The 25311-nt window shown below is 73.3% G+C and carries 27 protein-coding genes; 14 read left to right on the plus strand and 13 right to left on the minus strand.

All coding sequences use genetic code 11. The features are described 5' to 3' along the window. Positions 1-22: 22 nt before the first annotated feature. The 5 genes from Cus16_RS13390 to Cus16_RS13410 all read right to left on the minus strand — a co-directional run bounded on the left by Cus16_RS13390 (position 23) and on the right by Cus16_RS13410 (position 4276). Positions 23-904, minus strand: coding sequence for an aldo/keto reductase (locus tag Cus16_RS13390; RefSeq protein ID WP_069713160.1), 882 nt, complete (start codon positions 902-904; stop codon positions 23-25). Positions 905-1110: 206 nt separating this feature from the next. Next, entirely contained in the window at positions 1111-1695 is a 585-nt protein-coding gene (locus Cus16_RS13395) for a YdeI/OmpD-associated family protein (RefSeq protein WP_069713161.1), read from the minus strand. Between the two features lie 27 nt (positions 1696-1722). Then, a complete protein-coding gene (locus Cus16_RS13400) occupies positions 1723-3318 on the minus strand; it encodes an FAD-binding oxidoreductase (protein WP_083263976.1) in 1596 nt (531 codons plus the stop codon). A 68-nt stretch (positions 3319-3386) separates the two neighbouring features. Then, complete coding sequence (locus Cus16_RS13405; protein WP_069713162.1) at positions 3387-3932, minus strand: acyl-CoA thioesterase; 546 nt, start codon at positions 3930-3932, stop codon at positions 3387-3389. 110 nt (positions 3933-4042) lie between these two features. Further along, the gene (locus tag Cus16_RS13410; protein WP_141718993.1) at positions 4043-4276 is read right to left on the minus strand and encodes a hypothetical protein; all 234 of its coding nucleotides are present in this window, start codon (positions 4274-4276) and stop codon (positions 4043-4045) included. Between the two features lie 95 nt (positions 4277-4371). Between Cus16_RS13410 and Cus16_RS13415 the strand changes: the two genes are divergently transcribed. Continuing rightward, a complete protein-coding gene (locus tag Cus16_RS13415) occupies positions 4372-5358 on the plus strand; it encodes an aldo/keto reductase (RefSeq protein ID WP_069713164.1) in 987 nt (328 codons plus the stop codon). A 70-nt stretch (positions 5359-5428) separates the two neighbouring features. Here Cus16_RS13415 and uraD read toward each other — a convergent pair whose 3' ends face one another. The 3 genes from uraD to Cus16_RS13435 form a co-directional block, all read right to left on the minus strand. Next, positions 5429-6226, minus strand: coding sequence for a 2-oxo-4-hydroxy-4-carboxy-5-ureidoimidazoline decarboxylase (uraD, locus tag Cus16_RS17070; RefSeq protein WP_189319602.1), 798 nt, complete (start codon positions 6224-6226; stop codon positions 5429-5431). Positions 6227-6384: 158 nt separating this feature from the next. Further along, entirely contained in the window at positions 6385-6867 is a 483-nt protein-coding gene (locus Cus16_RS13425; protein ID WP_069713165.1) for an FBP domain-containing protein, read from the minus strand. Positions 6868-7085: 218 nt separating this feature from the next. After that, a complete protein-coding gene (locus Cus16_RS13435) occupies positions 7086-7724 on the minus strand; it encodes a hypothetical protein (RefSeq protein ID WP_069713241.1) in 639 nt (212 codons plus the stop codon). 47 nt (positions 7725-7771) lie between these two features. Here Cus16_RS13435 and Cus16_RS13440 point away from each other — a divergent pair, with 47 nt between their 5' ends. After that, positions 7772-8026, plus strand: a complete 255-nt coding sequence (locus tag Cus16_RS13440; protein ID WP_069713167.1) for a hypothetical protein — start codon at positions 7772-7774, stop codon at positions 8024-8026. Positions 8027-8044: 18 nt separating this feature from the next. Here Cus16_RS13440 and Cus16_RS13445 read toward each other — a convergent pair whose 3' ends face one another. The 3 genes from Cus16_RS13445 to Cus16_RS17075 form a co-directional block, all read right to left on the minus strand. Continuing rightward, the gene (locus Cus16_RS13445) at positions 8045-8950 is read right to left on the minus strand and encodes a helix-turn-helix transcriptional regulator (RefSeq protein ID WP_189319603.1); all 906 of its coding nucleotides are present in this window, start codon (positions 8948-8950) and stop codon (positions 8045-8047) included. A gap of 148 nt (positions 8951-9098) precedes the next feature. Beyond that, the gene (locus tag Cus16_RS13450) at positions 9099-10397 is read right to left on the minus strand and encodes a hemolysin family protein (RefSeq protein WP_069713168.1); all 1299 of its coding nucleotides are present in this window, start codon (positions 10395-10397) and stop codon (positions 9099-9101) included. Positions 10398-10536: 139 nt separating this feature from the next. Beyond that, positions 10537-11661 carry a M23 family metallopeptidase gene (locus Cus16_RS17075; protein ID WP_069713169.1) on the minus strand — a complete coding sequence of 375 codons (1125 nt, stop codon included), beginning with the start codon at positions 11659-11661 and terminating at the stop codon, positions 10537-10539. Between the two features lie 162 nt (positions 11662-11823). On the opposite strand from Cus16_RS17075, the gene Cus16_RS13460 reads away from it, so the two are divergent. Further along, positions 11824-12312, plus strand: coding sequence for a hypothetical protein (locus Cus16_RS13460; RefSeq protein WP_069713170.1), 489 nt, complete (start codon positions 11824-11826; stop codon positions 12310-12312). Between the two features lie 145 nt (positions 12313-12457). Next, positions 12458-14668, plus strand: coding sequence for an NADP-dependent isocitrate dehydrogenase (locus tag Cus16_RS13465; protein WP_069713171.1), 2211 nt, complete (start codon positions 12458-12460; stop codon positions 14666-14668). 338 nt (positions 14669-15006) lie between these two features. Here Cus16_RS13465 and Cus16_RS13470 read toward each other — a convergent pair whose 3' ends face one another. Beyond that, positions 15007-15459, minus strand: a complete 453-nt coding sequence (locus Cus16_RS13470; protein WP_069713243.1) for a DUF3817 domain-containing protein — start codon at positions 15457-15459, stop codon at positions 15007-15009. 88 nt (positions 15460-15547) lie between these two features. On the opposite strand from Cus16_RS13470, the gene Cus16_RS13475 reads away from it, so the two are divergent. After that, on the plus strand, positions 15548-16324 hold the full coding sequence (locus Cus16_RS13475; RefSeq protein WP_189319604.1) for a ThuA domain-containing protein: 777 nt from the start codon (positions 15548-15550) through the stop codon (positions 16322-16324). Beyond that, a complete protein-coding gene (locus tag Cus16_RS13480) occupies positions 16321-17478 on the plus strand; it encodes a PP2C family protein-serine/threonine phosphatase (protein ID WP_069713173.1) in 1158 nt (385 codons plus the stop codon). The genes Cus16_RS13475 and Cus16_RS13480 overlap by 4 nt, the downstream gene beginning before the upstream one ends. Positions 17479-17499: 21 nt before the next feature. On the opposite strand, the gene Cus16_RS13485 is transcribed toward Cus16_RS13480, so the two are convergent. Beyond that, positions 17500-17931 (minus strand): hypothetical protein, encoded by a 432-nt coding sequence (locus tag Cus16_RS13485; RefSeq protein ID WP_141718994.1) that lies wholly within the window; start codon positions 17929-17931, stop codon positions 17500-17502. 79 nt (positions 17932-18010) lie between these two features. Between Cus16_RS13485 and Cus16_RS13490 the strand changes: the two genes are divergently transcribed. From Cus16_RS13490 to Cus16_RS13525, 8 genes are all read left to right on the plus strand, one after another. Then, positions 18011-18709 carry a ScbR family autoregulator-binding transcription factor gene (locus Cus16_RS13490; RefSeq protein WP_069713175.1) on the plus strand — a complete coding sequence of 233 codons (699 nt, stop codon included), beginning with the start codon at positions 18011-18013 and terminating at the stop codon, positions 18707-18709. Positions 18710-18838: 129 nt separating this feature from the next. After that, positions 18839-19717 carry an aminoglycoside phosphotransferase family protein gene (locus Cus16_RS13495; RefSeq protein WP_069713176.1) on the plus strand — a complete coding sequence of 293 codons (879 nt, stop codon included), beginning with the start codon at positions 18839-18841 and terminating at the stop codon, positions 19715-19717. A 58-nt stretch (positions 19718-19775) separates the two neighbouring features. Further along, entirely contained in the window at positions 19776-20414 is a 639-nt protein-coding gene (locus Cus16_RS13500; RefSeq protein ID WP_069713177.1) for a hypothetical protein, read from the plus strand. Then, entirely contained in the window at positions 20411-21100 is a 690-nt protein-coding gene (locus Cus16_RS13505; RefSeq protein WP_223246624.1) for a DinB family protein, read from the plus strand. The genes Cus16_RS13500 and Cus16_RS13505 overlap by 4 nt, the downstream gene beginning before the upstream one ends. A gap of 205 nt (positions 21101-21305) precedes the next feature. Then, the gene (locus Cus16_RS13510; protein ID WP_069713178.1) at positions 21306-21953 is read left to right on the plus strand and encodes an ABC transporter permease; all 648 of its coding nucleotides are present in this window, start codon (positions 21306-21308) and stop codon (positions 21951-21953) included. Next, positions 21940-23244: an ABC transporter ATP-binding protein gene (locus Cus16_RS13515; RefSeq protein ID WP_069713179.1), complete on the plus strand. Its 1305-nt coding sequence runs from the start codon at positions 21940-21942 to the stop codon at positions 23242-23244. Before Cus16_RS13510 ends, Cus16_RS13515 begins: the two co-directional genes overlap by 14 nt. Next, positions 23241-24005 (plus strand): ABC transporter permease, encoded by a 765-nt coding sequence (locus tag Cus16_RS13520; RefSeq protein WP_069713180.1) that lies wholly within the window; start codon positions 23241-23243, stop codon positions 24003-24005. Before Cus16_RS13515 ends, Cus16_RS13520 begins: the two co-directional genes overlap by 4 nt. Beyond that, positions 24002-25120, plus strand: a complete 1119-nt coding sequence (locus Cus16_RS13525; RefSeq protein WP_083263979.1) for a glycine betaine ABC transporter substrate-binding protein — start codon at positions 24002-24004, stop codon at positions 25118-25120. The genes Cus16_RS13520 and Cus16_RS13525 overlap by 4 nt, the downstream gene beginning before the upstream one ends. The last annotated feature ends 191 nt before the right edge of the window (positions 25121-25311 follow it).

Genomic DNA, 25311 nt, shown 5'->3' on the forward strand with positions numbered 1-25311 from the left:
CCCGTCCGTCGGGTGGTCGGGACTACTCGCCCAGCTTCGACAGCTCCTCGAACTCCGCGTCCGTCAGTTCGATGGTCGCGCCCTGCAGGTTGTCCTCGAGGTGGTCGACGCTCGAGGTCCCCGGGATCGGCAGCATCACCGGCGAGCGCTTGAGCAGCCACGCGAGCGCGACCTGCGCCGGGGTGGCGTCCTTCTCCTTCGCGAGCTCGGTGAGCGGCGAGTCCGTGCCGGTGAGCCCACCCGTGGCGAGGGGGAACCAGGGGATGAAGCCGATGCCCTGCTCCTCGGACCAGTCGAGGAGCTCCTCGGCCGAACGGTCGGTCAGGTTGTAGAGGTTCTGGACGGTGACGATCTCGGCGTGCTGCTGCGCGGCCTTGACGTCGTCGACGGACACCTCGGACAGACCGACGTGGCGGATCTTGCCCTCGTCCTGCAGCTTCTTCAGCTCGCCGATCTGGTCCTCGAGCGGGACCTTCGGGTCGATGCGGTGCAGCTGGAACAGGTCGATGCGCTCGAGGCCGAGGCGGCGGAGGCTCATCTCGGCCTCCTGGCGGAGGTACTCCGGGCGGCCGACCGGCGGCCACTCGTTCGGGCCGGTACGGGTGAGGCCGGCCTTGGTGGCGATGACGATGTCGTCGCCGTACGGGTGCAGCGCCTCGCGGAGGAGTTCCTCGGCGACGTACGGGCCGTAGGAGTCGGCGGTGTCGAAGAAGTCGACGCCGAGCTCGACAGCGCGCTTGAGCACGCGGACGGCCTCGTCGTGGTCCTTCGGCGGCCCCCAGACGCCCGGGCCGGTGAGCTGCATGGTGCCGTAGCCGAGGCGGTGGACCTCGAGGTCGCCGCCGATGCGGAACGTGCCCGATGCGGCGGCAGGACGGTTCGTGGTGTCGGTACCAGTGGTCATGGATCCGGTCTACGCCCGTGCCGTGACCCGTTCCTGGGTCGGTGTCCCCCTGGCGCGCGCTTCGCGACCGTCGCGGGGCCGGGCGCTCCGAACCACGTTCCCGACGTCGAACCAGGGCGCGCGCGTGGTTCGACGTCGGGATAGTGGTTCGATCCAGGCCGACAGGCCATCGGTCGACGGGCAAGCAGCGGCAGCCGGCGACGGCCCTACCGCGTCGGGCGCGGGTACGGGGTGTCGCCGACGGCCAGGCCGGCGACGAGCTTCGCGATCCGGTTCGCCCGGGCGGTGTCGCTCGGCGCGGTCACCACCCGGTGCAGCACGGCGTACCGGTTCGTGCCGTCGAGGTCGGCGAACAGGGCGGCGGCGGCCGGCGACGCGTCGAGGGCGGCCCGGAGGTCGTCGGGCACGACGACGGACGCGGCACCGGCGTACGCGCGGTCCCACCGACCGTCGGCCCGCGCGCGGTCGACCTCGGCACGGCCGCGGTCCCGCATGCGTCCGGCGTCCTCGAGCGCCGCGACGAGGCCGACGTTCCGCTCGGACCAGAGCGATGCCCGGCGGCGCGGGGTGAACCGCTGGCGGAACGTCGCCGTGTCACGACCGCGCTTCTGGCCGTCGATCCACCCCGAGCACAGCGCCTCGTCCAGGGCCTGGTCGTAGGTCAGCGTCGTCGGCTCCGTGGTGCCCTTCTTCGCGAGGACGAGCCAGACGCCGTCCGTCTCGTCCTCGTGCGCGTCGAGCCACGTGCGCCACGCGGGGGCGTCCGGCAGCACGAGGTCCTCGTCGTCCATGCGGTCATCGTAGGACGGCGGTCCGGTTCAGACCCAGTGGGGCTGGTCGAGCAGTCCGTCGGGATCCGCCTGCTCGGCGATGCGGTGCAGGCGTGAGGTGTTCACGTCGAAGTACGCCGACGGGTCGGTGATCGCCGCGTCGCAGTAGTTGGCGTAGGCACCGGTCCCCCAGGCCGGTTCCATGGCCTGCCGGAACCCGCGGACGTAGGCGTCGAAGGGGGCGGGGTCCGCGCCGTCGGCGAAGACCGCGGTGTACTGCACGGTCATCAGCGCGTTCCGCCAGGGGAAGGCCGAGTCGGTGCGTCCGACGTCCGCGACGGCACCGCCGAGGGCGTCGAGGGCGACGCCGCCCTCCCGGTTGCCCGCGACGTCCCCCGCGGCGGCAGCCTGGCGGACGAGGACCGCGATCTCCGCCCCGGTGAGCTTCCGCGTCCCGATCGACGAGGTGGCCGCCTCGGACACCCGCTGGGGTGTCCCGGCGAGGCGGACCACGGCCGCGCCGTACGTCAGCTCGTCGGCGGTGTGGGACGTGGGCGTCGCACCGGTCGCCGTGACGAACGCGTCGACGGATGCGTCGGCGCCGCGCTTCGGCCCCGTCCAGACGCCGGTGACGGTGACCGTCGGTGCGCTGTGCCGCGTCCCGTTCAGCAGTTTCAGGGTCGACCAGAGCCGGCGGTCCGCGACCGGCGCCCAGTCCTGCCAGGCCCGCACCACCGCGGCCGCGGCGGACCACGGGAACACGATGCTGAACAGCAGCACCGGTGGCGCGGGCTGCGTCCGGAAGGTCATCGAGGTGACGACGCCGACCGTCCCGCCACCGCCGCCGCGGCAGGCCCAGAACAGGTCGGGCTCCGCCGTCGCCGACACCTCGTGCACCCGGCCGTCCGGGGTGGCGAGCGTGACACCGGTCAGCTGGTCGCAGGTGAGGCCGGAGGACCGGACGAGCACGCCGACACCGCCGCCGAGCGTGAGCCCGCCGATGCCGACCGTCGGGCACGAGCCGGAGCCGATCGCCCGTCCGGCACGGGCCAGGGTCGCGTAGACGTCCGCCAGTCGGGCACCGGGGCCGATCGTCGCGGTGTCGCCGTCGACCCGGACGTCGTCGAGGTCCTGCGTGCTGATCACCAGCGATCGGGGGACGTCGGTGCCCGGTGCACCGCCCGCCGACCACCCCGTGTAGGAGTGCCCGCCGGAGCGCAGAGCGACCGGCGTGCGGGTGTTCCGGGCGAACGCCAGGGCTGCCTGCACGTCACCGACGCCCGCGACGCGCAGCACGGCCTGCGGGTCGGCGTCGTCGTAGCGGGGGTTCTGCAGCACGCGGGCGGCGTCCCATCCGGACGACCCCGACCGGAGCAGGGTGCCGGTGACGGCGGCGGCGAGGGCGTCCCAGGAGTCCGGGCCGCCGGGGGTCGGCGAGGACGACGGGGTACCGGTGCCGGTGGAGGGTGCGGCCGAACCGGGCCCGGACGGCGTCGGGCTGCCGGACGGAGCGGGACCGGGCCGGGAACAGGCGGCGAGCACCCCGGCGACGCCGAGGCCGATCCCGCCGGCGAGCACCGTCCGGCGCGTGGCCCGCCGGCTCCGGTCGTCGCGGTCGTCGTCGCCTGGTCGCTCCTGCTGCACGCGACCTGTCTACGCCTCCGCCGCGCGCCGGCCATCGTCCGCGCGGAGGACACGGCGTGGCCGACCGGTCAGCGCACCTCGCTGCTGCTGATCCGCACGGCGTCGGCCCACGCGTGCACCCACGCGGGCAGGGTGAGGTCCCGCGTGGTGCCGCCCGTCGCGGCGACGAGCTCGTCCGGCGTGACCGCGCCGCCGGTCCGCCGGAGGAACCGCGCCTGCACGACCGCCCGGGCGACGACGGCACCCTGGCGCACGAACGTCTGCTCCATGTACACCGCACGCTCGTCGACGCCGAGCACCCGCGTGTGCAGCGTGAACCGCTGGCCGAGCGTCAGGGACCGCTTGTACGTGATGGTCTGCGCGGCGACGACCGCGTACCAGCCCCGTCGCGCTGCCTCCTGCCAGAAGCCGGACCGGAAGAGCAGGTCGTAGCGCCCCAGGTCGAGCATCGCCAGGTACTTGCCGTTGTTGACGTGGCGCAGGGTGTCGAGGTCCGTCGGCACGACGCGGAACGGCGTGCGTGCCTCGACCCACAGCGAGGGTCGCCGTCCTGGTCGCGCGCCGGCCAGTCGGACACGCACGGCGAGCAGGAACAGCCGGAGGTACAGGTTCACGTGCCGATCCCACCAGGAGCCGGCCCCGCCGTCGAGCCCGTTGGAGGAAGCGGACGAGCGTCACGGTGCCGAGTGCAACACGGTGCACCCGACCCTCCAACCGGCCGCGGTCAGCCCAGCGGTCCGCCGGCGCCGCCGGTGATCCCCGGGTGTGCGGCCTTGGCCGTCCCCTCGGTGACCGCGTGGGCGGCCGATGCCTCGGTCATCGCGCGCTCGCCGGCGCGCGGGTCGACGGGCTCCAGGTGCGACAGGGCCCGGCGGCGTCGCACGTTCTGCACCTCGAGCACCACGAGCAGGGCGGCGATGACCACCACGACGGCGATGACGATCACGAAGACGATCACGGCGTTCCCCTTCCGCACGGACCCCCTGTCCGTCCTGACAGCGTAGCCGTGGTGGTACCCCCCTGGCGAGGAGTCGCCGGGAGTAAACCGGCACCATGCAGACACGCAAGCTCGCAGACCTCGAGGTCGCAACCGTCGGCCTCGGCACCATGGGCATGAGCGCCTTCTACTCGGGCGCCGGCTCCGACGACGACGAGTCGATCCGCACGATCCACCGCGCGATCGACCTCGGCGTCACCCTCTTCGACACCGCCGAGGCCTACGGCCCGTACACGAACGAGGACCTCCTCCGCCGTGCCCTGGGCGACCGCCGCGACCAGGTCGTCGTCGCCACGAAGTTCGGCCTCTACCGGCACGAGGCCGGCGAGGAGACGCCCACCCAGCAGCGCGGCATCTCGAGCGCACCCGAGTCCGTCCGCGAGGCCCTCGAGGGATCGCTCCGCCGCCTCGGCACGGACCACATCGACCTCTACTACCAGCACCGCGTCGACCCGGACGTCCCGATCGAGGACGTCGTCGGCCAGCTCGCCGGCTTCGTGCAGGAGGGCAAGATCCGGCACATCGGCCTGTCCGAGGCGTCGGCGGCCACCATCCGCAAGGCCCATGCCGTGCACCCGATCACCGCGCTGCAGAGCGAGTACTCGCTGTGGACGCGCGACCCCGAGGGTGACGTGCTCGACACCCTCCGCGAGCTCGGGATCGGCCTGGTGCCCTACTCCCCGCTCGGCCGCGGCTTCCTCACCGGCGCCATCACGAAGCCGTCCGACCTGGACGACGACGACTTCCGGAAGCAGAACCCCCGCTTCCAGCAGGAGGCCTTCGCGGAGAACATGCGGATCGTCGACGCCGTCAAGGAGATCGCGGACGAGGTCGGCGCGAAGCCGGGGCAGGTCGCGCTCGCCTGGCTGCTCGCGCAGGGCGACGACGTCGTCCCGATCCCCGGGACGAAGCGGGTCTCGCGGCTCGAGGAGAACGTCGGCGCAGCCGACGTCACGCTCTCCGCCGACCAGCTCGCGCGCCTGTCGGCGCTGCCCGTCCCGACCGGCGACCGCTACCCCGACATGTCGTCCATCGGTCGCTGACGCGACCACGTGACGGACGGGAGGCCCGTGGCGACCCCGCCACGGGCCTCCCGTCCGTCCGCGCGTCGGCTCAGCTCCCGCGGTAGGTGCTGTACGCGAAGGGGCTGAGCAGCAGCGGCACGTGCAGGTGGTCGGTCCCGGACACCGTGAAGGCCACGACGACGTACGGGTGGAACGACGGGACACCGGTCGCACGGTGGTGGGCGCCCGTGTCGAACCGCAGCTCCAGGTCGCCGCGGGGCAGCACGTCCGGACCGAGCCCGGCGCGGCCGTCCGCGTCGGTCTCGCCGGTCGCCAGGACCTCGCCCTCGGCCGTCCGCAGCGCCAGCGCGACACCTGCGGCCGGGGCGCCGGTCCGGGCGTCGAGCACGTGCGTGGTGAGGTGCGGGACGCCGAAGGTCGCACGGATGCGGTGCACCGCGATGTCGGCGAGGGCGGCGGTGGCCTCGGCGACCTCGGGTTCCGGGTCCCCGGCGAGCCGCCGTTCGAGCTCGGCGAGGAGCTCCTCCGGCGTCCGACCGGCCGCGCGCACGAGGAAGACCCTGCCGAACCGCTCCTCGTACGCGGCGTTCCCGCGGGTGATCGCCGCCGCGACGTCGTCCTGCGCCGTGGCCATCGCCCCCTGCTCACGGGCGGACGTCGGCTCGGTGGTGCGCTCGCCGATGCGGGGGTGCTCGGCGAGCGCGGTGTCGAGGTCCGTCGCGGTCCACGCCGCCGCCGCCTCGGTCGCCGCCGCGACGAGCGTCGGGACCGACCGGTACGGGCGTGCGGCCACCAGGGCGTCGGCCCACGCGGGGACCGCTGCCCACCCCATGGCGGTCGTCCGGGCGTCGGCGGCGGGGGCGGAGTCGAAGTCGCTGAGGTCCACCCGCCTCACCCTAGGGACCGCGCGTTACGCCGGCGTTTCGGGTGCCCGGTCGCCCGCACCTCTTCCGCGGGACGCAACGTCGGCGGTTCCTCGCAGCGGTACTCCGCTGCGCGAGGTCGCCCAGGTTGCGTCTTGCGGATCCGACGGGTGCCCGGGCGTCAGAGCTCGGTGACGAAGGACGCCGCGCGCAGCTGCAGGTCCTCGATCCGGCGCAGGCGGGCGGCCTCGACGTCGAACCCTTCGTACGCCGGCGGGACCGGGCGCCGGACGTTCCGGGAGCACTCGAAGTCCTGGCAGACCAGTGTCCCGACGGTGTTCCCGTTGCGGCCGGCCTTGCCCGAGCGCTTCGTGGCGGAGAACACGACGTCGTTGGGCAGCGTGACGTCCTGGCACCACGAGCACTGTGTCCGTGCACGCGGCGACGCCTCGGCCTGCCGGAACAGCACGCCGACGAGGTCGCCCTCGAGCGTGGGCACGACTGCGTACGAACGCCGGGTGGTCTTCGGGTCGCGCCAGCCGAGGAAGTCGAGCGCCTCCCAGTCGAGGGCGTCGAGGTCGGCGGGCAGGGTGAGGCCGGTGACCTCCTTGCGGGAGGCGTTGACGAAGGAGGAACGGATGGTCTTCTCGCTGATGGGCAGCACGGTGTGGTCGCTCTCGACGGGGCCCGGGCGCGAGTGCGCCGCGCGGGCCGAAGGGGATGTGTGGTCAGGGTTCGACGACGACGGCGGCCGTGCCGGACGGCACAGCCGGGGGCGTCACGCCCTGATGCCGGCGCTCCGGGCGCCGACCACCTCCTGCTGACTCACGCGTCCAGCCTACGACGACGTGTCAAGCCGGGCGTGTCGCGGCGGCAGCCCGGTCAAGCACCAGGTCGCAGCAGGACGATCGACCCGTCGAGCGCGGGCTGCCGACGGAGCGCACCGTGGCGCGCGTCCCACTCGCCCGACGTGAGCGCGTTCCGCAGGGCCGCGACGGATCGGCGAGCGGTCAGGTCGTCGACCAGGCTCCACGCGGGGTCGGCGGCCCGGACGTCGGCGTCGAGGAGTCGTTCCGGCCGCGCGTAGTAGCCCTCACCGAAGCCGTCCACGCAGGTGAACGGCACCGGCAGGCGCACGACGTCGACGGACGGCCCGACGAGCGTCGCCAGCCGGTCGATCGTCGGCAGCCCGGCAGCCTCGGCGGCGACCACGTCGGGCGCGTACTCGGCGAGCCACCCGGCACGGAGGCGGTCCGGGTCGCGCGCGAGCACCACGACACGACCACCGGTGGGCAGCGCGAGTGCAGCGAGCGTGTCCTCGGCCGGGAAGGTCAGCAGCGTGGCATCGACGTCCTCGTCGGCCACGAGCTCGCGGTCCGCGGGCACGTACGAGACCGGGCCCCCGCGGACCTCGCGCACGATGCGGGCGTCACCGAGGGCCTTCGCGACCGCGCGGACGAAGGTCGGCTCCGGGCGGCGGTGTCGTCGCAGGAGCGCCGCTCGGTCCTCGTCCGTCGGCATCGTCGTCACCGCCCCACCCTACGGAGGCTCCCTGCTAGCGTCGACGCGTGGTCTCCGGGGGATTCGCCGTCGTCAGCATCGTCTACCTGGCGGTCGTGCTGCTGGCGCTCGTGCTCGTCGTCGCACTCGTCGTGCTCGTGTTCGCCGCGATCCGTGTGCTGCGGCTGACGGCGACCGAGAAGGAGCTGCGGATCGATCGGCTCCGTGTGGACGCGCTCGTCGACACGCTCGGCGACGAGGGCACCGACGGTCCCGGCGTCACCGGCGCCCCGGACCAGCCGTCGGGCCCGACGGCCTCCTGACGAGGACCCACCCGACGCTCAGTCGGCCTGCTCGGCCTCGCCCGCCCGCACGGCAGCGAGCCGCTCGGACCGTTCCGTCGCGGCCCAGGTCCCCAGCAGCGCCAGCGACCGCTCGGACTCGCTGCCCGGCTCCGCCGAGTACGTGAACATCGTCAGACCGGGGTCCGCGACGAGCTCGAGCGCCTCGAAGTCGAGCTGCAGCTCGCCGACGATCGGGTGTGCGATCCGCTTACCGCCCCGTCGGTGCACCCGCACGTCGTGCGCTGCCCACCAGGACCGGAACTCCTCGCTCCGCGTCGACAGCTCGCCGACGAGCGTGACCAGGCCCGGCTCGCAGGGGTTCGCCACCGCGGCGGCCCGCAGCACGGCCACGGCCTCCCGCGCCGTGGCCGCCCAGTCCGGGAAGAAGCCGCGGGCGGCGGGGTCGAGGAAGGTGAACCGTGCGGTGTTCACCGGTCGGCCGGGGCCCGCGAACATCGGCGCGTACAGTGCGCGGCCCAGCTCGTTCGTCGCGACGACGTCGCCGCGTTCGTTGCGCACCCACGCGGGGGCACCGGTGATCGCGTCGAGCAGGCGCTGCACGCCCGGACGCACCCGGGTCGGGACGTTCCGGTGCATGACCTTGACCCCGGCGTTCGCCAGCCGGGCGAGGTCGAACAGGTGCACGCGTTCGTCCTCGTCGAGCTGCAGGGCGCCGGCCAGGCCCTCGAGCACGCTGTCCGAGACGCCCTTCAGCGAGCCGCGCTCGAGTCGGGTGTAGTAGTCGACGCTCACGCCGGCGAGCATCGCGACCTCGTGCCGACGCAGGCCCGGCACGCGACGCACCCCTCCGCCGAAGGACGGCATGCCGACCTCGTCCGGGGTGAGCCGCGCCCGCCGCGAGGACAGGAAGTCACGGATCTCGTTGCGCACGTCGATACCCATGGCACGAGCGTACGTGGCCGGACCCGAGCGGCGACAGGCACCCGCGGTACCCGTGGACGGCGCGGCCGTCGCGGTGGGAGGTGACCGGACGGCGGACGGGAGGCGCGGTGCCGGACCGCACCGCGCCTCCCGTCCGGCGGTGACCCGGCTACGCGGCCGGCGGGGCCACGCTCGCCGGTCCGGCTGGAGCCGCCGCGGCAGCGGGCGTCACCCGGACGCGCGCGACGCGGTGGCCGTCCATCTCGGTGACCTCGAGCCGGTGCTCGCCGACGTCGACGACGTCGCCGACCTCCGGCACCCGGTCGAGGTGGACCTGCACGAGGCCACCCACGGTCTCGTAGTCGCCGTCCGGCAGCTGCGGGCAGCCGTCCGCGGCCAGGTCCTCGAGCACGGTGGCACCGTCGATCCCGTCCGACTCGGCGGCCGGCGGGTCGTACTCGTCCCGGATCCGGCCGACCAGGTCCTCGAGCAGGGCCTCGAGCGTGACCATGCCGGCGCTGCCGCCGTACTCGTCGACGACGAGGGCGATCTGGTGGCCGTCGGTCCGCATGTCGGCGATCGCGCTCGACAGCGACTTCGTCTCGGGCATCGCGAGGACGGGGCGCACGAGGGTCGACACGGGCGCGGCCGGGTCGGCCGGACGGAGCAGGTCCCGCAGGTGCACGAAGCCGGCGACGTCGTCGCGCGAGCCCTCGGTGACCAGGTAGCGGGTGTGCCCCTCCTCGATGGCGTGGTCCGTCGCCTCGGCGATGGACACCGACGCGTCGATCGTGGACACGTCGTACCAGGGCCGCATCGACTCGCGCAGGATCCGGTCGCCGGCGTCGAGCGCGCTCCGGGCGATGCGGCGGCCCTGCGCGTCGATCGCGTCGTGGTCCTCGACCAGGCCGCGGAGCTCCTCGGTGCTCATCGACTCGCTGCGGGCGTGCGGGTCGCCCCCGAGCAGCCGGACCACGGCGTTCGTGGTCGCCGACAGCACCCAGATCACCGGGCGCATCACGATCGCGAAGCGGTCCAGCGTCGGGGCGACCGCCATCGAGAAGCCCTCGGCGCGCTGCAGCGCGAGGCGCTTCGGCACGAGTTCACCGAAGACGAGTGACAGGTACGCGATGACGAGGGTCATGAGCACGAGGGCCACGGCCTCGGCGGCACCCTGGTCGAGTCCGAGACCCGACAGCAGCGGCGCGACGTCCGGCGCGATCGAGGACGCACCGTAGGCGGCGGAGAAGAACCCGGCGACCGTCACACCGATCTGCACGGCGGACAGGAAGCGGTTCGGGTCACGACCGAGGGCGGCGACCCGGGCCCCGCGGCTGCCACGGCGTTCGAGCTGCTGGAGCTGCGACTCGCGGAGCGACACGAGGGCGATCTCGGCGGCGGCGAACACGCCACCGACGAGCACGAAGAGGATGACGAGCCCGAAGGCGATCCAGGTGTCGGCGTCCATCAGCGGGACACCACCGAGGGTCGACGACGGGCGGGCGGTCTGTGGTGATCGTCCATGCTGTGATTCTGCACAGGTCAGCTGGGACGGAGCCGCGTCGGTGCTGCGCGGGTGCTGGGCATCCGGCGAGCGTCCGACCGGGTCAGGTGGTGAGCGAGCGACCGATCCGCGCTTCGAGCCAGGCCTCGGGGTCGATCGGCGTCACGGCGTCCATCAGGACCTCGAGGTGCAGGTGCGCACCCGTCGAGACGCCCGAGGAGCCGACGCTGCCGATGAACTGCCCGGCCGCCACGGTGTCGCCGGCCCGGAGGGGCGACGACCCGGGGATCATGTGGCCGTACAGGGTCGAGACCCGGCGGCCGTCGATCACGTGGTCGATGATCACCGTGTTGCCGTACGAGAAGTACGTGCCCGAGACCCGGACCGTCCCCGCCGCCACGGCGCCGATGGGGGCGCCCATGCCGGGGTTGAAGTCGAGTCCCTGGTGGAGCGACGAGCACGCGCCGCACGGGGCCGCGCGGTAGCCGAAGCCGGAGCTCATCCGGACCGGACCCGGGAACGGCGAGCGGACCTCGCCGCCGGCGGAGACGGAGCCGTCCGCCGCCACGCCGTCGGCCGAGCCGCCGGTGGCCGCGACGACGACCTTCTGGGCCTCGTTGACGGTGAAGTCGTCACGGTCGAGGGCGCTCGCCGTGACCGCCTGGGTGACGGCGTAGTCCTGGGTGCGGACCTGCGGCGCGAGGGTTGACGTCGCGGTCGACGTGCCGGCGCTGGCGTGCGCGGGCATCGCGGACGCGGCGAACATGGCCAGGGCGGCGGCGGCGCTCGTCAGGGTGATGCGGCTCGCGCGGTGCGAGCGGGACGGGCGGGGCGCGCGGACGGTGGTGGCGGTCGTGATCGCGGCGGGGCGGCGACGGACGACCTTCGTGATGCGGGCGTCGACGTGCTCGGTGGCCACGCGCGCCGTGGTCGCTCGTCGACCGGGCCGGCTCTCCGTGGGGAGCACCTGCGGCGCTGCTGCTGCCGCGGCTGGTGCCGGTGCCGGCTCGGCTGCGGTGGTCGCCGCGGTGTCCGGAGCGGTCGCCGCGGCGGTGGCGGGCAGGACCGCCGTGCTGCGCGGGGAGCGGGGAGCGCGTGGGCGGGGAGCGCGTGGGCGACGGGCGGGCTTCCTGGCTGCTGCGCGCTCGGCCTCGAGGGCAGCGCGACGGGACAGGTGCACGACCGGGGTCTCCGGCTGCTGCTGGTCGGTGTCGTGTGTCGTCGTCATGGCCGCAGACCATTCTGCACGAGTCTGTCGCTTTGTACAGGCCTTTCCGTGATCTTCTCGTTACACAACGGCTGACAGTCCGCTGACGCGTCACCCTGCCTGCGGACCCGCTGGGCGACGGATCGGTAGCGTCTGGGTCCAGCGACCGGAAGGACCTGCGCCATGGCCCGAACGCCGCGGGAACGGCACGAACCCATCGACCTCGCGACCGCCGAGGTCGTGCTCGCCGGTACCCAGGACCTGCTGCCGGTGCTCCGGACGTCCGCCGTGCGGGCCGGCGTCGACGCGTCGCGGATGCGGGTCGTCGGGGTCGACGACGTGCACGAGGTCGCCGACCACGCGGACGCGGACCTCGCGGTCATCGCCATCCGTCGCCCGGGCGAGGACCCGGCGTTCCACCGCGCGCAGGAGACGGCCGAGCTCATCGCGCCGCTGCTCGCGCCGCACGCCGTCCGGATCGTCGTCACCGTGTCCGGCGTGACCCGCCTCGCGCCGAAGGTCGAGCGCACGCTCACGTCCGAGGTCCTGCACCAAATCGGGATCGCGTCCGCCACCTCGGGGTTCAAGCGTCCGTTCCGGAGCATGCGCACGCGGCTCGGCACGGCGGGACTCCGCGCCGCCGGCGTGCGCGTGTTCCGCATCACCGTCTGAGGCGTCACCGTCTGAGGCGTCACCGTCTGAGGCGTCACCGGCAGCCTGGTCGTCGCCGGAGGGCCCATGTATCTTGATGTCGAGACATCCCGCGCCGCGAGTAGCGTGGACGTACCGACGGTCGAACAAGGGAGTACCCGCCAGCATGGCCAAGATCATCTACACCCTCACGGACGAGGCACCGTTCCTCGCCACCCACTCGTTCCTGCCGGTCGTCGAGGCGTTCGCACGCACCGCGGGGGTCGACGTCGAGACCCGCGACATCTCGCTCTCCGGCCGGATCATCGCGCAGTTCCCGGAGCGGCTCAGCGACGAGCAGCGCCTGGACGACGCCCTGGCCGAACTCGGCGAGCTCGCGAAGCAGCCCGAGGCGAACATCATCAAGCTGCCGAACATCTCGGCGTCGATCCCGCAGCTCAAGGCCGCGATCAAGGAGCTCCAGGCGCAGGGCTACGACCTGCCCGCCTACCCCGACGAGCCCACCACGGACGAGGAGCGCGACGTCCGCGCCCGCTACGACCGCACCAAGGGCAGCGCCGTGAACCCGGTGCTCCGCGAGGGCAACTCGGACCGCCGCGCACCGCTCTCCGTGAAGAACTACGCGAAGAAGCACCCGCACCGCATGGGTGCGTGGAGTGCCGACTCGCAGACGAACGTCGTGACGATGGGCAAGGACGACTTCCGGTCGAACGAGCAGTCGTGGATCGCGCCCGCCGACGACACCCTGACGATCGAGTTCGTGGCGGCCGACGGCGAGACCACCGTGCTCAAGCAGGCGGTCCCCGTCCTGGCGGGCGAGGTCGTCGACGGCACCGTGCTGCACGTCCGCGCGCTCGAGGCGTTCCTCCGCGACCAGATCGCCGCCGCCCAGGAGCAGGGCGTGCTGTTCTCGGTGCACCTCAAGGCCACGATGATGAAGGTCTCCGACCCGATCATCTTCGGCCACGTCATCCGCGCGTTCTTCCCGAGCGTCTTCGAGCGCTTCGGCGCCGACCTCGCCGCCGCCGGCCTGAACCCGAACGACGGCCTCGGCTCGATCCTCGCCGGGCTCGACAGCGTGCCGAACGGTGCCGAGATCAAGCAGGCGTTCGCCGACGGGATCGACGCCGGCCCCGAGCTCGCCATGGTCGACTCGGACAAGGGCATCACGAACCTGCACGTGCCGAGCGACGTCATCGTCGACGCCTCGATGCCCGCGATGATCCGCACCTCCGGCCACATGTGGGGCCCGGACGGCGAGGAGCACGACACCCTCGCGGTCATCCCGGACTCGAGCTACGCCGGCATCTACCAGGCCGTCATCGAGGACTGCCGTGCCAACGGCGCCTTCGACCCGTCGACCATGGGCTCGGTGCCGAACGTCGGACTCATGGCACAGAAGGCCGAGGAGTACGGCTCGCACGACAAGACGTTCGAGCTCCCGGGTGACGGGAGGGTCCGCGTCGTCACGAGCTCGGGCGAGACCGTCATCGAGCACGACGTCGAGCAGGGCGACATCTGGCGCGCCTGCCAGACCAAGGACGTCGCGATCCGCGACTGGGTGAAGCTCGCCGTCACCCGTGCCCGTGCAACCGGCTCGCCCGCCGTGTTCTGGCTCGACGAGACCCGCGCCCACGACGCGAACCTCATCGGGCTCGTTCGGACGTACCTCGGCGACCACGACACCGACGGCCTGCAGATCGAGGTCATGGCGCCCGAGGACGCCATGCGCTTCTCGCTCGAGCGCATCCGCCGCGGCGAGGACACCATCTCGGTCACGGGCAACGTGCTCCGCGACTACCTCACCGACCTGTTCCCGATCATGGAGCTCGGCACCTCGGCGAAGATGCTCTCCGTCGTCCCGCTCCTCGGTGGTGGCGGCCTGTTCGAGACCGGTGCCGGCGGATCGGCCCCGAAGCACGTGCAGCAGCTCGTCGAGCAGGACTACCTGCGCTGGGACTCCCTCGGTGAGTTCCTCGCGCTCGCGGTGTCCTTCGAGCACCTCGCCGGCGTGACCGGGAACGCACGGGCGAAGGTCCTCGCGGACACGCTCGACCGCGCCACGGGCACGTTCCTCGACGAGGACAAGTCCCCGGGTCGCAAGCTCGGCTCGATCGACAACCGCGGCAGCCACTTCTGGCTGGCGAAGTACTGGGCCGACGAGCTCGCCCGGCAGACCGAGGACGCCGAGCTCGCGACGGCGTTCCGCAGCCTGGCGTCGACGCTCGACGAGCAGGGCGAGTCGATCGTCCAGGAGCTCGTCGCCGTGCAGGGGAAGCCGGCCGACATCGGCGGCTACTACCGCCCCGACAGCGCCAAGACGAACGCCGTGATGCGGCCGTCCGTCACGTTCAACGAGGCGCTCGCCACCCTCTAGACGCGCACCGACGACGGACGGGAGGCGCGGTGCCAGCTGGCACCGCGCCTCCCGTCCGTCGTCGTGCCGCCTGCCCCGCCGCCCCGTCCGGGCCGAAACCGTCACGCTCGACGTCGAGCGTGACGGAAGACGCCCACTCGGCGGACGTGAGCGGCACGTCCTGCCCGCTCGACGCACCGCGGTGCGAGCACGGCGGCCGATCGTCCGGTGTGTCCGAGCGAGCCAGATCCGTCACGCTCGGCGGTCCTCGGCGACGGTTCTCGCCCGTCCGGCGGACGTGAGCGGCGTGTCCTGCCCGCTCAGCGGAACCCGCGCGCCGCGCGGGTGAGGCCCCCGCGTCAGCCCTTCGGGACGGGCGGACCGACCACGAGCAGCCCGGCGAACACCAGCGCGACCGCCACGACCCCGATCGCCGCCGACACCCCGGGCCGACGCACCACGGAGAAGAGCAGGCGGTCCCAGACCCCGGACCGCTCGTCGGCCGTCCGTCGCCAGGGCCCCTCGAGCATGCCGCGCCGGGCGACCGCGACCTCGAACGGCACCGTGGCGTACGGCACGACGGCACTCGCCCAGCCGAGCACGAGCGCCCCGACGGACCAGCGCTGGTTCACCGCGACGACCGTCGTCACCACGAGGTAGGCCAGGAACACGAAGCCGTGGATGCTCCCGCCGATGCGCACGCCCCAGTCGCCGGCGTCGAGCGCGTACTTCAGCACCATCCCGGCGATGAGCAGCGTCCAGGTCACGAGTTCGGCCACGGCGGCGGCGCGGAACAGGGATCGGGGAGTCATGCCGACATGGTCGCGCACCCTGCCGGGGAGACTCCCGACACACGGCCGGTCGTATCGATTCGACCCGACACCGGGTAGCGTCGTCGTCATGTCAGCGCCGACCGAGAGCCGTCCCTTGAACATCGTCGTCTGGAACGAGAACGTGCACGAGAGCCGCGGCGACGCGACCGTGCTCGGACACTACCCCGACGGCCTGCACACCGTGATCGCCGCCGCCCTCCGCGAGCACCACCCCGGGGCGTCCGTGTCCACGGCCACGCTGCAGGAGCCCGAGCACGGCCTGACCGCCGAGCGGCTCGCCACGACCGACGTGCTGTTCTGGTGGGGCCACGTGGCGCACCAGGACGTGTCCGACGAGGTGGTCACCCGCGTGGTCGAGGCCGTCCACGCCGGCATGGGGCTCGTCGTCCTGCACTCCGGGCACTACTCGAAGCCGTTCACCCGGCTGATGGGCACCACCTGCTCCCTGAAGTGGCGCAACGACGGCGAGCGGGAGCTGGTCTGGACGATCGCACCCGAGCACCCGATCGCCGCGGGCGTCCCGCACCCGATCGTCATCGACCGCCAGGAGATGTACGGCGAGTACTTCGACATCCCGCGCCCCGACGAGGAGGTCTTCCTGTCGACGTTCGCCGGCGGCGAGGTCTTCCGCTCCGGGGTCGCCTACCGCCGGGGTCTCGGCCGGGTGTTCTACTTCTCGCCCGGCGACCAGGAGTACCCGGTGTACCACCACGCGGACGTCCAGCGGGTGCTCGCGAACGCCGCAGCCTGGGCCGCTCCCACGTCCGAGCGCCGGCAGCTGACGGCCGACCCCCACCCGCGGGACTGGTTCCTCAGCGGTGGGTCGGGTACACAGGAGGCGTGACCAACCATCTCGCCGGTGCGGACAGGCGCACCGCGGTGATCGAGGCGCTCGAGGTCCTGGGCTCCGGCCCGGAGGAGCGCTTCGACCGCATCACCCGCATGACCCACGAGGCCTTCGGCGTCCCGCTCACCTTCCTCAACCTCGTCCACCACGACCTCGTCACCACGCAGTCGACGTTCGGGTTCCAGCAGGGCACGAGCGTCGCCGCGAGCGAACAGTTCTGCGCGACGACCGTGCTGAGCCCCGAGCCGATGGTGGTCCCGGACGCCGCGCTCGACCTGCGGTTCGCGCAGTCGCCCGCGGTGACCGAGTACGGCATCCGGTTCTACGCGGGCGCCCCGCTGACGATGCCGGACGGCACGCGCGTGGGCACCCTCTGCGTGATGGACGCCGAGCCGCGGGTCTTCTCCGACGAGGACCTCGCGCTCCTCGGCGACCTCGCCCGCTGGGCAGAGCGGGAGCTCGGGTACTCGATAGAGCGCGGCCGCGTCCAGCGGGTGCTCGCCGGGCTCGTGCCGGACCCGGTCACCGTCCCCGGTGCGTCGGTGACGGGGCTCGTCGTGGCGGACGAGGACGGCGGCGACCTCGCCGACTGGCGCACCGCCGCCGACGGCTCGGTGCACGTCACCGTCGGCACGGTGACCGCAGCCGGTCGCGCCTCGGCGCTCCTCGCCGCCTCGGTCCGCGCGGCCGTGGTCGCCCGGACGGACCTGCCGCTCCGCGACGCGGTCGCCGGCCTGGAGGCCCAGCTCACCCCCGACCTGTCGACCGCCGGCGCCGTCGGCTCGCTCCTGCACCTGCGGTTCGACCCGACGTCGGGTCACGCCGAGTGGGTGGACGCCGGCCACGGCGAGGCGCTGCACCTGTCCGGCGGCACCGCCACCCCGCTGCGGTCCACGGACCTGCCGTTCGGCCTGCGGTCCGGCGGGGTCCAGCGGACCGTGTCGTCCCTCGACCTCGCGCCCGGCGACCGGGTCGTGTTCGTCACGGACGGCACCCTCGGGCTCGACGGCATCGGGGACGCGCACGGCCTCGCGACCATCGCCGCGGCGCACCCCGACGACCTGGTCGACCACGTCCGGGCACTGGTCCCCACCGACCGGACGACCGCGGACGTCACCGTCGTCGTGCTCACCCGGCACCGGGTGGACTGACGGACGCAGCGGGCCAGCGGGCTAGCGGGCGCGCGGTGCCGGTCGTCCGGTGGCCGCCGCCACGAGCAGCGTCGCCAGGAGCGCCACACCGGCGAGCTCGACGCCGAGCCCCGCGGTCTTCCAGTACGCGCTGCCGACCACCTGCGGCTGCGTGATCGCCGCCGGCCACCACGGGTCGAGGAACGGGACCGTGCCGGGGAACGGGTCGGTCCCGAGCACGACGAGACCGCCGAGCAGCAGCACCACGCCGAGCCCGGCCATCGCCCCGCGCGGGCCGTGCAGCATCCGGACGACCAGGGCCGCGGCGAGTCCGGCGAACCCGAGCACCGCGAGCAGGAAGGCGACGACCACCACGGGCTGCGGGGTCAGCGCCACCCAGTCGAGCACCGCGATCGGCAGCAGCAGCCACCGTCCCGTCCGGGCCCAGCGTCGCGGGTTCCGCCATCCGTCCATGCCGGTCACGGTACGACAGCGCGCGGGGGGTCCCCTGAGGGCCTCCTTCCGACCGGCTCCGCTGGTTACCATCGACGGCATGGCGCAGGACGGCCGGGGCAGGCAGGATCGGGCGGTGGCGACGCGGGCGGCCCTCATCGAGGCCGCCGCCGCGGAGTTCGACGAGCGCGGCTACGCCGGGGCGTCGATGGACGGGGTCGCCGAGCGGGCCGGGATGACCAAGGGCGCGCTCTACTTCCACTTCCGCTCGAAGGCCGACACGGCGAGCGCGGTGATCGCGGCGCAGGACGAGGTCTCGCGCCGGTACGCCGCTGCGGCCGCCGCCCGGGTGGCGTCGCCGCTCGAGTCGCTCATGTGGATGTCGCAGGGCGTCGCCGCGCAGATGACCAGCGAGGTCGTCGTGCGCGCCGGCCTGCGCCTGACCGCCGACCCGAACGCGCGGGCGATCCCGCGGGAGCACCCGTACGACCACTGGGTGGGGCACACCGCCGACCTGATCCGGCGCGCGGTGGACGCGGGTGAGGTCGACCCGTCGTGGGACCCCGAGCTCGTCGGACGCGTGGTGAACCCCGCGGTCGCGGGCGTCCAGATGATCTCGGACGTGCTGCACGACCGCGCCGACCTGTACGAGCGCCTGCGGGAGCTCTGGACGGTCCTGCTCAGCGCGATCGGGACGGAACGGACACGCGCTGAGGTGCCCCGGCTGGTGGCGATCATCGTGCCGGACCCACCGGGACCGGCCGCGTGTGCGGACGGTGCCGGGGACCCGGTCGACTGAGGGCGACGCGGGTCCCCCCAGGGACACCCACGTCGCTGTGCCACGAGGATACCGCGGAGTACGTTTCGCGAGCAGCCCCAGTTCGCGGGACCGCCCGGCCCGGACCGGCGACCCCGCTACCCTGGGCCCGTGGCGACCCCGGCAGCCGAGCACCGCGTCGACGTGGCCCTCGTCGCCGCCCTGCTCCGCGACCAGCACCCCGACCTGGCCGACCGACCGCTGTGGGTCGTCGCGAGCGGCTGGGACAACGTGGTGGTCCGTGCCGGCGACGACCTGGCCGTGCGGCTGCCCCGACGCGCGGCGGCCGCACGGCTCGTCGCCCACGAACAGCGCTGGCTGCCGGACATCGCCGCCCGGGTCGGCGGGGTGGTCGCGGTCCCCGAGCCGGTCCGCACCGGCCGACCGGCGCTCGGGTACCCGTGGACCTGGAGCGTCGTGCCCTGGCTGCCGGGCCGTCCCGCCGGAGAGCGCCCGCAGGGGGAGGCGGTGGCGCGGACGCTCGCGGCGTTCCTCGACCGGTTGCACGTGCCCGCCCCCGCCGACGCCCCCGTGAACCCGGTCCGCGCGGTCCCGCTGGCGACCCGCACGGACGCGGTGCTGACGCGACTGGCGACGGCCGACGTGCCCCGGGCGGCCGAGCTGGCGGCGCTCTGGCGGACCGCGGCCGGCGCGCCCACGCACACCGGGCCTCCCGTCTGGGTGCACGGCGACCTGCACCCCTTCAACCTGCTCGTCCAGCGGCAGCCGCTCGGCGACGAGCACCTGTCCGCCGTGGTCGACTTCGGGGACGTGACCTCGGGCGACCCGGCGGTCGACCTCGCGACGCGGTGGCTGACGTTCGACCGTGCGGGACGGCGCGCGTTCGCCGCACTCGTCCCCGCCGACGCGGCCACCTGGACACGCGCCCGCGGCTGGGCGGTGTCGCTCGCGTCGGCACTCGCCGTCACCGACGACGACGCGTTCCGGACGACCGCGGCCGCCGCGATCGACGCGGTGCTGGACGACTGAGGGCACCGGGGCTTATCGTTCCCTCACCTGACCGTGCACCGGAGATCGGAGGGGCCTGATGACCCTCGAGTTCCACGCCCCGCACGACGTCGACACCGACGCCACCCCCGCCCCGTCCACCCGGTCCGACCGCCGGGGTCCGCACGCTCCCGGGCGTGCCGGCGTCCGCGGCCTGCTCGACCGCCTCGCCGCCCGTCGGGCCGTCGCCCGCGACCGTCGACTGGTCGCGCACCTGCACGAGCTCGACGACCTCCAGCGGCTCCTGACCGACGCGCGCGGCGTGGTCGAGCGCGGGTGGATCCAGCACTCCTGGTTCGCCTACCTCGACGAGCACGGTCGCGTGCGGAAGGCCGCGAGCGCCGCGACGATGGACGCCCAGGGCCGTCCGCTCGTGGCAGCGTGCCTGGTCGGCGCCGTGGTCTCGGCCGCCGGCGGTCCGCAGGTCGTGCACTCGCAGCAGGTGCAGCGGGCGCTCGACCTGGTCTGGCACGCCCTCGCGGCCGACGAGGGGCAGGCCGTCGCCTGGTGCCCGGCGCCGGACATCCGGATGGCCCGCGTCCGCGACCTGACGAGCTGGAACGACGGCACGGACCGCACCGCGACCGAGGTGGCCTCGCTGCTCCTCACCGCGGAGCGCGTCGCTGTGCACGAGGTCGCGCGCGTCCAGGCGCGGCGGACGGCGGTCCCGACGACGTGACCGACGCCGTCCCGCAGGTGACCCCGGCCGCGCCGTCGCCGTCGATCGCGGCGAGTGGCCTGTCGGCGCTGTCCGACGAGGGCTCCGCCCCGACGACGGACGCGGCGATGGTGAAGGACACGCTGCACCGCTACCTGCGGAAGCACCGGGCCGCGCTGCTCGCCAAGCTCGACGGCCTGGCGGAGCGGCAGGCCCGGTGGCCGCTCACCCCGACCGGGACGAACGTGCTCGGGCTCGTCAAGCACGTCGCCGGGGTGCAGGCGGGCTACCTCGGGCTCGTCTTCGACCGTCCGCTGCCCGACCCGCCCGCGTGGCTCGAGTCGTGGGACGGCGAGGACATGTACGCCTCGCTCGACGAGACCACGGCGGACGTCGTCGCGTTCCACCACCGCAGCGCCGCGCATGCCGACGCGACCATCGAGGCGCTCGACCTCGACGCCCGCGGGGTCGTCCCGTGGTGGCCCGAGGACCGTCGCGACGTGACGCTGCACCGGATCCTCGTGCACCTGGCGTACGAGACCGCACGGCACGCGGGGCACGCCGACATCGTGCGCGAGATGCTCGACGGTCTGGCCGGCGACGGGGACGGCAACCTCGCCGACAAGACCGCCGCCGAGTGGGCGGACTGGCGCGCGCACCTGGTCGACATCGCCGAGCGGGCGGGGCTGGCCGAGCACGACCGGTAGTCGACCGCCGCTCGACATCGTTACCGTTCTCCCAGGCAGTGTGGGGCGCTGCCCTCTTGACCTGGGCTTTCCTCCTGGGCGGAATCGCAGGATCCGCGGCTTCGGCGTCCTTGTCGTTGTACAAACGGGGGTCGCCCTGCGTACGGTCGGTCGGGTCCGTGCCCCGTCCTGTGGGGCGTCCAGCCCACCAGGAAGGGGCCCACCCGTGCTCCAGTACGTCGTGGAGCGATGGGACCAGATCTGGTTCTCGTCGTGGCAGCACTTCTCGCTGGTCGTCCAGTGCACCGTGCTCGCCACGCTCATCGCCGTGGTGCTCGCCACGCTCGTCTACCGCAGTCCGCAGCTCACCTCGATCGCGAACGGGGTGTCGGCCATCGGGCTGACGCTGCCGTCCTTCGCGGTCATCGGGCTGCTCATCGTGCCGCTCGGCTTCGGCGTCGTGCCGTCGGTCGTCACGGTCGTGTTCTTCGCGACGCTGCCGATCCTGCGGAACGCCGTCGTCGGCCTCGCCGAGATCCCGCCGACCGTCGTCGAGTCGGCGCGGGGGATCGGCATGAGCCGGATGCGCACCCTGCTGCAGGTCGAGCTGCCGATGGCGTGGCCGATCATCCTCAGCGGCGTCCGGGTGTCGGCGCAGATGGTGATGGGCATCGCCGCGATCGCCGCCTACGCGCTCGGCCCGGGCCTCGGCGGCTTCATCTTCTCCGGGCTCTCCCGGCTCGGCGGCGCGAACGCCCTGAACTCCGTCGTCATCGGCGTGGTCGGCGTCGTCCTGCTCGCCCTCGTCCTCGACCTGCTCCTCATCGGCCTCGGCCGCCTGACCACCCCGAGAGGTATCCGTGTCCAGCACTGACCCCGCCACCACCACCGCACCCGAGGGCGACGTCACCGGTCGCAGCATCCTGCTCGACGAGGTCACCAAGCGCTACCCGGGGCAGCAGAAGCCCGCCGTCGACGGCATCACGCTCGAGATCCCGGCCGGCAAGGTCGTCATGCTCGTCGGCCCTTCCGGCTGCGGCAAGACCACCACGCTGAAGATGATCAACCGGCTCATCGAGCCCACCGAGGGCCGCATCGTCGTCGGCGACGAGGACGTCACGAGCATCGACGGCGACGAACTCCGTCGCCGCATGGGCTACGTCATCCAGGCGGGCGGGCTCTTCCCGCACATGACCGTCGCGGCGAACATCGCGATCGTGCCGAAGATGCTCGGCTGGTCGAAGGAGAAGATCGCCGCTCGCGTCGACGAGCTCCTCGACCTGGTGTCCCTCGACCCCGACACCTACCGCGACCGGTTCCCCCGGGAGCTGTCCGGCGGCCAGCAGCAGCGCGTCGGCGTGGCCCGCGCGCTCGCCGCCGACCCGCCCGTGCTGCTCATGGACGAGCCCTTCGGTGCCGTCGATCCGATCACCCGGCAGCGCCTGCAGGACGAGCTCCTCCGGATCCAGGAGGAGCTGCACAAGACCATCGTCATCGTCACGCACGACTTCGACGAGGCCGTGAAGCTCGGCGACTGGATCGTGATCTTCACCGAGGGTGCGCACATCGTGCAGTACGACACCCCGGAGCGGATCCTGGCCGAGCCGGCGAACGAGTTCGTCGAGAACTTCATCGGCTCCGGCGCCGGGCTGAAGCAGCTGACGCTCAACCGCGTGCGGGACGTCGAGCTCGCCTCGGCCGTCACGTGCTCGGCCGGTGAGGAGACCCGCGCCGTGCTGCAGCGCATGGACGAGGCCGGCGGCCACCAGCACGCCGTCGTCGTCGACCGCCGCCAGCGCCCCGTCGGCTGGCCGAGCCGCCGCCAGCTCGAGCGCCTGACCCGGGTGCCCGAGGGCGTCGAGTCCGACCTGCCCGTGGTCGGCGAGGCCGCGACGCTCAACGACGCACTCGACACCATGCTCGTCTCGAGCGCCGGAGCCGCGCTGGTGACCGGTCGCGGCGAGGCGTTCCGCGGCGTCATCACCGTCGAGACCGTCATGGACGCGATCACCCGGTCGCGCGCCGCTGCCGCGTCCGACCAGGCGTACGCCCCGGTCGGCACGAACACGAACCCGATCGAGACGCTGCCCTCGTCGCCCGTCACGATCGAGGAACGGAACGACGAGCACGCCGCCCGCACCGGCTCCGCCGAGGACGACCGGTGAGCACCACCGCCGTCGCCGGGCCCGCCACGGGAGAGCGGACCCCGTGGAAGGGCCTGCTCGTCCAGCCGATCGCGATCCTCGTCGTCCTCGCGGGGTTCGCGGTGTGGCTGGCCACCGCCGACCTCTCCGCCACCGAGCGCAGCACGCTCAACCCGTCGAGCATCCTCGACCTGACCGGGCAGCACCTCGTGCTCACCCTGCAGGCCACCGTGCTCGTGCTCGTCATCGGCATCCCGCTCGGCATCCTGCTCACCCGCGGGCCGTTCCGCCGGGCGAGCACCGCCGTCATCGCGGTCGCCAACTTCGGGCAGGCCGCCCCGGCGGTCGGGCTCATCGTGCTGCTCGCCGCCTGGCTCGGGCTGAACAGCTGGTCGGCCGTGGTCGCCCTCGTGCTCTACGCGATCCTGCCGGTGCTGCGGAACACCATGCTCGGCGTCCAGAGCGTCGACGACCGGCTCGTCGAGGCCGGTCGTGGCATGGGCATGAGCGCGTTCGCCGTCCTGCTCAAGGTCGAGCTGCCGCTCGCCGTGCCGGTCATGCTCTCGGGCATCCGGACCGCCCTGGTCCTGCTCGTCGGCACCGCCAGCCTGGCGACCTTCGTCGGTGCGGGTGGCCTCGGGCTGCTCATCACCACGGGCGTGAACCTGTTCCTGCCCGCGGTGCTCGTCTCCGGGGCGCTCCTCGTCGCGCTCCTCGCCCTGACCATCGACTGGATCGGCCGCGTGGTCGAGACCGTCGCACGACCGAAGGGACTCCGATGACGCACGACGACCAGCCGCACGCCGTCCAGCCGCACGCCGTCCAGCCGCACGCCGACCAGCCGCACCGCCCAGCGGCCCGCACCGACGTGCCGGGCGCGAGCCGTGCCTCCCGTCCGACCGTCCGTCGCCGCGCGCTCGCCGCAGCCGCCGTGGCGGGCGCGAGCACCCTCGTCCTGACCGGCTGCGGCCTGCAGCCGGCCGCGTCCTTCGTACCGGGCGCCGCACCCGGCTCGATCCAGCGGATCGACGACCTGCCGGACGACGCCCACCTGACCGTCACGTCGAAGAACTTCACCGAGCAGCTCGTGCTCGGGAAGATCGCCGTGCTCGCCGCGAAGGCCGCCGGGTTCGACGTGACCGACGAGACCAACGTGCCCGGCTCCGTCGCCGTCCGCGAGCTGATGACCTCGCACAGCGCCGACGTGACGTACGAGTACACGGGCACGGCCTGGCTGACGTTCATGGCGCACGACCAGGGGATCCCGGACAAGACCGAGCAGTGGCAGGCGGTGAAGGACGAGGACGCCGGCAACGGCCTGACCTGGCTCGAACCCGCGCCGATGAACAACACGTACGCCTTCGCCGTGCGCGACGAGGCCGTCCCCGAGCTCGACGACGTGCAGACGCTGTCGGACATCACGAAGCTCCCGGTCGACCAGCGCACGTTCTGCGTCGAGTCGGAGTTCAACTCGCGTGCGGACGGCTTCAAGCCGATGCTCGAGAAGTACGGCCTGGAGCTCGGTGGCTCGGGGGAGGACGGCGTGCCGACGAGCAACGTCAGCATCCTCGACACCGGGACGGTCTACACGGCCACGGACCGCGGCAAGTGCAACTTCGGCGAGGTCTTCACCACCGACGGGCGCATCAAGTCGCTCGGGCTCACCGTCCTCGAGGACGACCGGGGCTTCTTCCCGGCGTACAACGTCGCGCCGGTGATCGACTCGGCCACGCTCGAGGAGTACCCGCAGCTCCGCGACGTGTACGACCAGATCTCGCCGGCGTTGACCGACGAGGTGCTGCAGGAGCTCAACCGGCAGGTGGACGTCGAGGGGCGTGAGCCGGCGGACGTCGCGTTCGACTGGATGGTCGACGAGGGCTTCATCACGGCGCCCTGACCGGGTGGTCGGGACGTCGGGTCGTCGGTCCCTCCGGCGGGTCCGGCGGATCCGGCAGGTCGGACGGGAGGCGCGGCGCCGGTGGGGTACTGCGCCTCCCGTCGTTCGCGGGGTCGCGTCGCGGGCGCAGCCTGCGCCGGTCTGCGTCGGGTCGGTCTGCGTCGGGTCGGTCGGCGTCTGCGTCGGGCCGG

The organism is Curtobacterium sp. ER1/6 (assembly GCF_001742745.1).
Taxonomy (GTDB): Bacteria; Actinomycetota; Actinomycetes; order Actinomycetales; family Microbacteriaceae; genus Curtobacterium; species Curtobacterium citri.